Genomic DNA, 8,048 nt, shown 5'->3' on the forward strand with positions numbered 1-8,048 from the left:
TGGAGACGTCACTCAGCGAAAGCGGCGAGTGCCCAGCCCGCGACACGTTCGCGTTCTTGTCCAACATATCAGTTGATCCTGTTGTCTTGAGAGAGCCGGCGCCGGGGCTTAGGGGCCGGTCGTTCAGAACCGGAACACAGGTATGAGGCGAGCGATGACAAATGGAGTCTCGGCAGGCGACTCGGAAGCATCGAAGACCGCATTTCAGCGCCACCTCCAGTTGGTTGCTGTTTCACCGGAAATGGAGCGGGCGACATGCAGGTCAAATGAAGAAAGTTGCGCATTGAGGACAATTATTTTGCATCACGGTGATAGCCTGCGTTGCAGGGCACCCGTTAAATGTTCGGGATTTTGCGAATGTGTCATGTGGATTGGAAGCTTGGCTCGACGGCGCGAAGGCAAGCCTCGTCGGCTCCTTTGCAAACGGGGTTGAAAAGGACATCACCGCAGTCCGCAACGCCATTATCTCTCCGTGGTCGAATGGCCAGACCGAAGGCCAGATCACCAAACTCAAACTCATCAAGCGGCAAATGTACGGCCGCACCAAGATTGATCTGCTCCAGGCGCGCCTCGTCGGTGCAACGTAGGCTGTGGCCGCAGCGAGAGTGCGTCAGAGCCCCGTTTGCACGCCGATCCAGAGTCCCCATTCCGAGCCGATTGACACATTGAGGAAACGAAAGTGCAGGCGCGCAGGCTTGGAGAGTGTCTAAAACGCCTCGGCGCAGCACGTCAACGATGAAGGATGCAGGCGGCAAGCTGATGGCGATGGCACAAGGTGTAAGCGGCATCTTCGCCGGCGATGAGGTGATGAAGGGCGTCCTTTCGGGCTACACCTTCGAGCATATGGAGATCGCCAGTTACAGGATGGTGATCGCCGCCGCCAAGGATTGCGGTGACTTAGAAGTCCAGCGCGTTTACGAGCAGAACCTGCGCGAAGAGGAGGAGATGGCCTCTTGGTTGGCGGAAAATTTTCCGACAGTTACGCAGCGGTTCCTCGCGCGTGAGGGGCAGGACGCCGACACCGCAAAACGCTAAACCTTGGTTGCGTTAATGGCGTTTGGTTTTGCCCAGGATGGAACCAAGCAACCGCCGGCCCGTTATGGCGCTCGAGGTAAATAGCCCAAACTCGAAGAAGCGGCCCCGCCGTCTCGAGGCGGCGGGCTTTCTTTTATGTGCCATTTGTTGATGCCGCCCAGCAGCGACCTGTTATAGGTGCGTCCATCGACGGTAACGGACACGGGCAGAGCGACGATCTTCCACAAGATGAAGCGCAGCTTCTTGCGGCGCTGGGATACTCGAAGCGTGGACTGGCAGCTTGAAGAGGAAGGCTTCGGCGGCACTCGCGCTTTTTTCGCGCCCTTCGGCCGTACCCAGCGCCTCTAGTTGCTCACGCCAGTCTCGCCTGAACGGTTTGAAGTCGCGGATGCCCTGGGTCAGCAAGAGCCCCTTGATGCGGCTCGGACTTGATTGTCGATGCCGTGATCGCAGTAATCAATACAATCTGCAGGTTTCCTACAAGGGACTCGCGCAAACCTGCCTACGGCCTTCTCGGGCGGCGACGGCCGCTGCTGTATCGGCGATTGCAGGGCGCGCTTTCCAGGCATCGGTGTATCTGATTCCAACGCCGCCGATTTTCTTTTCAAGTCTAGGGCGCGCGCCGACGATCTCATTTATTCGCCGCGTCGCCGCCAGGCCGAAGGTGCCCACCCTGGTCGGGCATCTCTTAATGCCCACAGCCAACGGAAAAGTCATAAGACAAGACAACCACCAATGATGCAGTAGTATCTCGGTGACCCCAGCTCGTCTCAGAGATCAAGATATATGCAGGCCTGGACCGCTTCGTGTCTTTTTGAGATATCGTGCCTCGCGCAAGATGGAGGCCCGATCGGTGCCCACCAGCTCGATTATCGCTCGGATATCTCCTTCGGTGACGCCCGTTTCCAGCGCGAGCATACATATCCACTCTTCACTGAGCGCAGGCCGTTTATACGTTTCGCTCATTGTTCCTCCAACCCCAACAACGAAAGTCGGGTGGGCGTCGGTGGGTCCAAGCATCAACCAATTTCCGACATTAAATTTGATTCGCTCTGTCGCTGTAAACGGTCAAGAACGCGTTTGGGAGAGCGGACGCGGCTAATCCTTCACCCCAAAAGGAAAAGCCGCCGTCTCCTGAGAGACGACGGGCTATTCTCTAAATAGAAATTCAGCGGCGCGCGTTCTCTTCTTTCTGACGTCGTACTCTTCGGCGCATCCAAATATAGCCGCATCCCGCGATGATGACGATCGGCAACCGGTTCCAGCCACAGGGCTGGGAACGGCTAGGACATTCGAACCACCGTTAGCAACACCAAGACCGGGCGTGCCGCCTCGATCAGGCGGCTGCGCGGCGCTGAGTGGTGACAGCGAAAGCAGAGTGATGGCGGCGGTGCAGAGCAATTGCTTTATGTGTGACATCATAAGCGCTCCTGATCTCCCCCAAGCCAGTTTGCCAGCAAAAGTAAACTCCGGAAACTCAGCCATAGCAGCTAGATCGTCCGTGCTAGGTCATCGGGGACGACGGGTTTAAATCGGTGAGCGATTGAAAGCGATTCCCGCTCCCCACAGTTTACGGTCAAGCGGCGAGCCAATCAGTCGGCGCCGAAAAACGCCAGTACAGCCAATAAGCATGCGGCTTCAACCAGCATCGATCGTGCGTGAGCTCGGCCTTGTTTGGTGATGCGGCCGTGATAGGCCGGCTTGTCACCGGACTGCCGAACCCGCCGATTGAGCCCGAAGTAGCTGAAGAGCTTTTCCCGAGATGAGAATCGTTCAATGTCGCCGACGGCTGTCCGCAACGCGGTGTTCTTTCCCGCCTTCTTTCCGACCCCGGTGATTCTGAGAATAACTGCGGTTGCGCGGCTCTATAGGGCCATCGCGGGCCGGCATGCTGGTTCGCCGCCGCGGCTGCCGTCTATCTTGGTTTCGGGCTGTTCCTCACTTTTGCGGTGAACGTACCCATGAACGAGGCCTTGGTCGCGACTGCTGTTCCCGACGATATCGCCAGCGCAGGGGATATCTGGCGGGCCTATTCGGACCGATGGAAGTTATGGAACGAGGTGAGAGCAATCGGTTCAGGCGCAGCGCTGGCCTCCGCGGGGATCGGAGCAGCGTCTTCGGGGATGCTAAGATTACCACCGCACTCCTCGATCGCCTGACCCATCACTGCCACATCCTCGAAACCGGAAACGTCAGCTTCCGATTCAAGAACAGCTCAGCGCATGAGACCAAAACCACGAAGGGGAAAAGCAGGACTTTGACCACCACCACCGAACCGAAACATACCTGAAAGGTGGGTCAATTCTCGGCGGAAATCCCGGGTCAGTTCCTGGTGGAGATCAACACTGTCCTTTTGCCGGCGCGATTGAGGATGGCGGCGATCGACAGATCCGGCATCTGGCGGGCCAGTACCCGAACAAGATCAAGGGTATCGCCTTCGATCGTCCATCGGGTTTGACCGACCTTGTTCTTCTTCACGATGAGACGCGTGTGATCGCCACCTTGCCAATGGATAATGAGCGCCAGATTATCGTCCACGACGTCGACGATGATCTCCTTGACCACCAAGCGGATGATCTTTTTGCGTGTCTCGGTCGAAACGCCCGGGCTGTCCCAGGCCTGGGCGAGGTCCTTCCCGAGGACCATCAGTCTTGAACGATCGTCGGTGGAAACCGTCGGTGCTTTCAGAGCGGCCAAGCGGTCAAGCTCCTCCTCAAGCTTGCTAAGGTGGGTCAGCTTCTCGTTCCAGCGTCGCTCGAGTTCACTGGCGACAAGCCGGTTCTCGGGATCAACCGCGTCATATTGGCGGTGCGCCCGCTCCGCCTCGTACCGGGCCTGGCGACAAACATTCTCGACCTGCTGTCGCTTGTCACTATGTTCCTGGCCTTGCGCCGCCATGGCAGCCATCGCTGCCTCGATGCCGAGCGGCTGCAGTCGGCCGAGAACCTCCTGGGCGACTGCCCGGTCACCCGCATGCCGCCGAAGCGGATGCAGTTGTCGGCGGCATTGTCGCCAAAGGTACCGCGACAGATGTAACGTTGGGTGTTCCCGCCATTGCCGCTGTAAGCGACATGCAATCGACGGCCGCAGCGTGCGCAGCGGAATAGCTCGGGCAGCAAGGCTTCGCCGCGGCGGATCGCCCCGCGCCCAAGGTAACTCTTGCCGTTGGCGGGGATCAGGCGCTGATTCCTCTCGAACTCCTCCCAAGAAATATATGCATCATGGTGGCCCCGGATCAAAACCTCCCAGTCCTTCCAATTCCGGCGCAAGCTGTCGCGCATAACGCGCTTGCGGCCGCCTTCGATTACAACGCGCGTTCCGCGCCGGCCAAAAGCGTAGGCGCCGGCATAGACCGGATTGGTCAGCATGTGGTGCAGCGTGTGATAGACCGGCACCTTCCATTCAATCGCCTGCTTGCCGCGGCCCTGAACGATGGCCGGAACGAGGACTTGCTCCTGGCGGAACCAGAGCAGAACCTGCCGGATCGACTGCAACTCAGTGAACTTGCGGAACACCAGAGCAATGCCGTCCTGGACACGACGATCCGGATCCTTGTCGAGCTGCCCATCTTCCGCTTTGACGTAGCCGACAGCGACAGTCAGCAGAAGTTCTCCCCGGCGAGCCTTCTGCCTGAGCGCCTCGATGGAGCGCTGCCGGAACAGCGAAAGCTCCATCTCGCTCATCGTGCCCTTCATGCCAAGCAGCAGGCGATCGTTGATCAGGCGCGTGGGTCGTAGACGCCATCTTCATCTACGATCAATGTTCCGACCAACCCGCAGAACTCAAGCAAGGTGTGCCAGTCACGGCCGTTGCGCGCCAGCCGCGACGCCTCCAGCGAGACGACCGCTCCGACACGACCTTCGCATATGGCCGCCAACAACTTCTCAAAGCCGGGCCGAGCCGTGCCGGCGCCGGATCGGCCGAGATCGTCATCGACGATTTGGACATCGTCCCAGCCCAACTGCCGAGCCCGCTCAGCCAGGCCATATTGGCGACGCTGGCTCTCAAGGTTGTTCACCACCTGGTAGGACGTCGATTGCCGAATATAGATGATGGCGCTGCGGCAAAGGTGCTCAGTGGTAATCTTGCTCATCGCCTGCCTCCTTCCGGTCCCGGCTCGACAGTCCGGCGCCCGGCACGGACACTGCTTCGACCAGCAGAGACTGCAACAGCACCACCGCCTTTACCTGTTCCTCGCTCGACATCTCGGCCGGCGGTACGGCGGGCGCGAACAAATCCAGTTGGGTGCGCAGCGGATTCTTCATCGGCATGTCCCTCTCCGGAGATCGAGTCTCTCGGAAGAGAAGCTACGAGATGATCGACAAGTGCGCGAAGTTCGAGGAGGTGTGTGAGCGGAAGTCGGGGGGCGGCAACGATCGCAACCGAGCCTGCCTGTGGAGTGGCCATCCAGTCCGGAAGATGGAAGGTCCCGCCATACGGCCGCCGAATCAAAAGGTAGCGGATGCCGCCATGCTCATACTCACCGATCACGACAACCGTCTGCCCAGCCAGCGGATGGAATGGATAGGTGACGACAATGTCGAAGCCCGGATTCCCGGCATTATGACGCTGCTTCCGACGGCGGCGCCGAGCACACGGCCGTCATCGCCTCGCTGATAGAGACATGCAAGTTCAACGACGTCGAGCCGCTTGGCTATCTCGCCGATGTGCTCACCAGGATCGTCAACGGCCATCCCAACAGCCAGATCGAGGATCTCCTCCCGTGGGCCTACATCCGGGCTCCGACGCTCAAGGCCGTGGCCTGAGAACACCGCTTACCATTCTTCTCCAACCACTCTTCGTTCTTCTTCGAGCGATAAGCCGTGTCGGCCCCCACCGTCGAACCGGTGTTGGAGCGATTGAGGACATTGCGGAGTTGAGCCCCGTCATAGGCTGCCGCACTTGTGACGTTCCAGCCGCGGATGAAGCATGCCGACGATCAATCGAGGCATGGTTCTTGTAGCCGAAGACGGGAATGGCGATGTCGCGCTGCTGCGTCTTTCCTTCCTCGGCGACCTTGGCCTTGGAAAACTTCACCGTCCAGCGCGCATCGCGGTCCTTCTGGCGCAGTTTCGCGGGGTTTCGCCTTCCATGCGTCCGGCACCTTGCCCGCCTTGATGTCGGCCTTCTCGGCGTCGGTATTGCGCTGCTTCGGCGCCGCCACGATTGTCGCATCGACGATCTGCCCGCCCATTGCGAGATAACCGGCCTTGGTGAGGTGCTTGTCGAAGCGGGCGAACAGGTTCTCCACCGCACCCGCCTGCGTCAGGTGTCCCCGGAACAGCCAGATCGTCTTTGCATCCGGCACCCGATCGCCAAGCCCCAGGCCGAGGAACCGCATGAAGGACAGCCGGTCCTGGATCTGGAACTCGGCCTGGTCGTCCGACAGGCTATACAGCGCTTGCAGCACCATGATCTTAAACATCAGCACCGCATCGTAAGGCGGCCTGCCTCCTTTCGCACCATCCGAACGCTTCAGCGCCTTGGACAGAGGCTTCCGGAAAACCTCCCACGGCACGACAGCGCCAAGCTTTTCCAGAGGATCGCCCGCCTCGCTCAATCGGGGATACCGCTCGTCAATGTCGCAAAAGCCAGCCTGCCCCAGCATCCGCTGCCTCCGCGCAAATCAACACGCCGAGTGAATCAAAATCCGGTTCCGAAGGCGAGGTATTTCGAGCCCTCCAGTTTCACCCGCGCTGATGAGCGCTGTGGCTTCTTCTCCTTCCTTGCTGAAGCGGAGATACCGTCGGTTTTCGGCCTCGTCCACGCCCAACCGGCTGGCACCAGCAGAAGGAACGACCGTGACCAACCGCCCCTTGGTCGGATATTCCATTCAAGCGCTTAGGGGGCGTCGAACCACGTCTTCCATTGCGGGACGGCTCGGGCAAACGTTCCGCGATGGGTGGTGTCGCCAGTGGAGACGGCTTCGACGCGGTCGTTGCCGTTGCCGATCGCGCGTTGGTAGGTCATCGCCAACTGCCCCAATCCAGTGCTGATTGCCTCGTCGCTCTCGCCGTAATAATTGCGAACCGGCGTCTGGATGACCCACCGATAAGCTTGGGTGTCCGCTACGAGCTTGCCGTAGGCTGAAGTAGCAAAGAACTGTGGATCCAAGTACTCGGGTCGAACCAGCTTGTGCAAATCGGTCGGTATGGCGGCGGCGTCGATTGGTTTCCGCTCATATGCTTTACGCGATACTTCATAGTATTCGTCGTTGATAACGGATCGCGCCAAACCCGGCACGCCGTAATAATTTTCGAAAGCGAAGGCCGACAGGATAAACAGCGTCGTGACCCACGGCGCGTCGTTTTCGCGGGGAAAGCTCAGGAAACCGTTCAGTGCGACCGAAACATCGACCGGGGCGCTCGCCGTAGCCGCGGCCTGCACGGTTACGCCCGCGCTTTCGAGCTTCTCCAGGAAGGCCATGGTCACGAAGCCGCCTTGCGACCAGCCCGCCAGGTACAGTTTGGTGCTCTCGAGTTTCAAGTGATCGAGCACGGCACGACTTGCCATCAACATATCATAGGTCGCCTGCTGATGGCTGCCTTTGACCATATAGCCCTCGGGCTCCTCGGATAAGCCCATGCCGAAATAGTCGGCACCGATGACAATATACCCCTGACCCGCGAATTGAGCGATCATGAGTTTGGTTCGGGAGACTGCTCGGGGGAGGAAGGCACCTCCTGTTTCCCGTAGACCGTCCCATGCTGGTACGAGACCATGGGAAAGCTCTTGCTGGTGCCCTCTGGGATGGCAATCAGCCCTGTTGCTACGATGGGCTTGTTGCCTTGCTCAGGAATCACCGAGGAATAGGTGACCCGGTAGAGGCGCACCGCATTGCGCGCAGGGCTGTAAGTCACTGGGATCTCCGCGAAACTCGGTGTCTCAGCCTGAAGAATTTGGTTCAGACGTTCGACATTCCATCGCTCCAGTAATTCGTATTGAACTCCTGACCTTGCCCCGTTGAAATAATCCATTTTGAAGTAAGCTCTGGCCCATTGAGAGGACCAGGG

Annotated in this window: 8 protein-coding genes and 6 pseudogenes; 6 read left to right on the forward strand and 8 right to left on the reverse strand. The window is 59.2% G+C overall.

Going from position 1 to position 8,048, the window contains the following annotated elements; all coding sequences use genetic code 11:
* Nucleotides 1–371 precede the first annotated feature (371 nt).
* A pseudogene (locus ACLKMW_RS26060) lies at nt 372–587 on the forward strand (transposase); the annotation flags it as partial.
* A gap of 148 nt (nt 588–735) precedes the next feature.
* Complete coding sequence (locus ACLKMW_RS26065; protein ID WP_415727430.1) at nt 736–1,035, forward strand: DUF892 family protein; 300 nt, start codon at nt 736–738, stop codon at nt 1,033–1,035.
* A gap of 1,592 nt (nt 1,036–2,627) precedes the next feature.
* Here ACLKMW_RS26065 and ACLKMW_RS26070 read toward each other — a convergent pair.
* Complete coding sequence (locus ACLKMW_RS26070) at nt 2,628–2,834, reverse strand: transposase (RefSeq protein ID WP_415727431.1); 207 nt, start codon at nt 2,832–2,834, stop codon at nt 2,628–2,630.
* Between the two features lie 132 nt (nt 2,835–2,966).
* Here ACLKMW_RS26070 and ACLKMW_RS26075 point away from each other — a divergent pair, with 132 nt between their 5' ends.
* Together ACLKMW_RS26075 and ACLKMW_RS26080 are read left to right on the forward strand one after the other, a co-directional pair.
* A complete protein-coding gene (locus ACLKMW_RS26075; RefSeq protein ID WP_415727436.1) occupies nt 2,967–3,194 on the forward strand; it encodes an anthrone oxygenase family protein in 228 nt (75 codons plus the stop codon).
* Nucleotides 3,143–3,325: pseudogene (locus tag ACLKMW_RS26080) on the forward strand (ATP-binding protein); the annotation flags it as partial. The gene ACLKMW_RS26075 and the pseudogene ACLKMW_RS26080, both read left to right, overlap by 52 nt.
* A 32-nt stretch (nt 3,326–3,357) precedes the next feature.
* Here ACLKMW_RS26080 and ACLKMW_RS26085 read toward each other — a convergent pair.
* From ACLKMW_RS26085 to ACLKMW_RS26105, 5 genes and pseudogenes are all read right to left on the reverse strand, one after another.
* Nucleotides 3,358–3,732, reverse strand: a complete 375-nt coding sequence (locus tag ACLKMW_RS26085; RefSeq protein WP_415727432.1) for a hypothetical protein — start codon at nt 3,730–3,732, stop codon at nt 3,358–3,360.
* A gap of 35 nt (nt 3,733–3,767) precedes the next feature.
* On the reverse strand, nt 3,768–4,718 hold the full coding sequence (locus tag ACLKMW_RS26090) for a recombinase family protein (RefSeq protein WP_415727433.1): 951 nt from the start codon (nt 4,716–4,718) through the stop codon (nt 3,768–3,770).
* A gap of 35 nt (nt 4,719–4,753) precedes the next feature.
* Nucleotides 4,754–5,128, reverse strand: coding sequence for a recombinase family protein (locus tag ACLKMW_RS26095; protein ID WP_415727434.1), 375 nt, complete (start codon nt 5,126–5,128; stop codon nt 4,754–4,756).
* On the reverse strand, nt 5,109–5,306 hold the full coding sequence (locus tag ACLKMW_RS26100) for a hypothetical protein (protein WP_415727438.1): 198 nt from the start codon (nt 5,304–5,306) through the stop codon (nt 5,109–5,111). The genes ACLKMW_RS26095 and ACLKMW_RS26100 overlap by 20 nt, the downstream gene beginning before the upstream one ends.
* 100 nt (nt 5,307–5,406) lie before the next feature.
* Nucleotides 5,407–5,526 (reverse strand): annotated as a pseudogene (locus tag ACLKMW_RS26105) (hypothetical protein); the annotation flags it as partial.
* Between ACLKMW_RS26105 and ACLKMW_RS26110 the strand changes: the two are divergent.
* Nucleotides 5,506–5,652: a hypothetical protein gene (locus ACLKMW_RS26110; RefSeq protein ID WP_415727439.1), complete on the forward strand. Its 147-nt coding sequence runs from the start codon at nt 5,506–5,508 to the stop codon at nt 5,650–5,652. The pseudogene ACLKMW_RS26105 and the gene ACLKMW_RS26110 overlap by 21 nt on opposite strands.
* Nucleotides 5,604–5,801: pseudogene (locus tag ACLKMW_RS26115) on the forward strand (transposase domain-containing protein); the annotation flags it as partial. The gene ACLKMW_RS26110 and the pseudogene ACLKMW_RS26115, both read left to right, overlap by 49 nt.
* A 5-nt stretch (nt 5,802–5,806) precedes the next feature.
* Here ACLKMW_RS26115 and ACLKMW_RS26120 read toward each other — a convergent pair.
* Together ACLKMW_RS26120 and ACLKMW_RS26125 are read right to left on the reverse strand one after the other, a co-directional pair.
* Nucleotides 5,807–6,643, reverse strand: a pseudogene (locus ACLKMW_RS26120) (IS5 family transposase); the annotation flags it as partial.
* A gap of 233 nt (nt 6,644–6,876) precedes the next feature.
* Nucleotides 6,877–8,012, reverse strand: a pseudogene (locus ACLKMW_RS26125) (alpha/beta hydrolase family protein).
* Nucleotides 8,013–8,048: the final 36 nt, after the last annotated feature.

This window comes from Borborobacter xinjiangensis, assembly GCF_047739745.1.
GTDB lineage: Bacteria > Pseudomonadota > Alphaproteobacteria > Rhizobiales > Rhizobiaceae > Pseudaminobacter.